Origin of the sequence: Pseudomonas sp. 43mfcvi1.1 (assembly GCF_900115935.1) — a bacterium.
GTDB lineage: Bacteria > Pseudomonadota > Gammaproteobacteria > Pseudomonadales > Pseudomonadaceae > Aquipseudomonas > Aquipseudomonas bijieensis.
In genome coordinates, this window is the sequence record NZ_UETT01000036.1 from 1 (window position 1) to 1158 (window position 1158).

1 protein-coding gene is annotated in these 1158 nt (G+C 65.5%); it reads right to left on the bottom strand.

Going from position 1 to position 1158, the window contains the following annotated elements; genetic code table 11:
• Positions 1-1158: carbon starvation CstA family protein (locus tag DTP52_RS30990; protein WP_305887901.1), on the bottom strand; the 1158-nt coding region annotated here is incomplete at both ends.

The following is a 1158-nucleotide window of genomic DNA, read 5'->3' on the forward strand; positions in this document are numbered from 1 at the left end:
CGGCCACAAGGTGTTGATGCCGCCCAGCGGATCGATCACGCCCTGGTACAGCAGGTAGCCCCACAGCGCCACGCAACCGGCGGTGGCGATCAGGTTGGCCGGCCAGGATTCGGTACGTTTGAGCGAAGGCACGAACGAGCCGAGCAGATCCTGCAGCATGAACCGCCCGGCACGGGTGCCGGCGTCCACCGCCGTGAGGATGAACAGCGCCTCGAACAGGATCGCGAAGTGGTACCAGAACGCCATGGTGTTTTCACCCGGCAGCACCGAGTGCAGGATCTGTGCGATCCCCACCGCCAGGGTCGGCGCACCGCCGGCACGGGCCAGCACGGTGGTCTCGCCGATGTCCTTGGCCACTGCTTGCAGCGCCTCTGGCGTGATGGCGAAGCCCCAACTGCTGACAGTCTGGGCCACGGCCACCACGTCACCGCCGACGATCGCCGCCGGGCTGTTCATGGCGAAGTACACGCCTGGCTCGATCACCGACGCGGCGACCATGGCCATGATCGCCACGAAGGATTCCATCAACATGCCGCCGTAACCGATGTAGCGGGCGTTGGTTTCGTTATCCAGCAGCTTGGGCGTGGTGCCCGAGGAGATCAGCGCATGGAAGCCCGAGACCGCGCCGCAGGCGATGGTGATGAACAGGAACGGGAACAGCCCGCCCTTCCACACCGGCCCGGTGCCGTCGGTGAACTGGGTCAACGCCGGCATTTTCAGCTCGGGCATGGTCACCAGGATACCGATGGCCAGGGCGACGATGGTGCCGATCTTGAGGAAGGTCGACAGGTAGTCCCGCGGCGCCAGGATCAGCCACACCGGCAGTACCGCCGCGACAAAACCGTAGCCGATCAGCATCCAGGTGATCTGGATCCCGGTGAAGGTGAAGGCCTTGGCCCAGACCGGGTCGGCGGCGATCTGCCCGCCCAGCCAGATCGAGCCCAGCAGCAACAGCACGCCGATGAGCGAGATCTCGCCGATGCGGCCCGGGCGGATGTAGCGCATGTAGAGGCCCATGAACATCGCGATCGGGATGGTCGCCATCACCGTGAAGATGCCCCACGGGCTCTCGGCCAGGGCCTTGACCACGATCAGCGCCAGCACCGCGAGGATGATGATCATGATCAGGAAGCAGCCGAACAGCGCGATGGTGCCGGG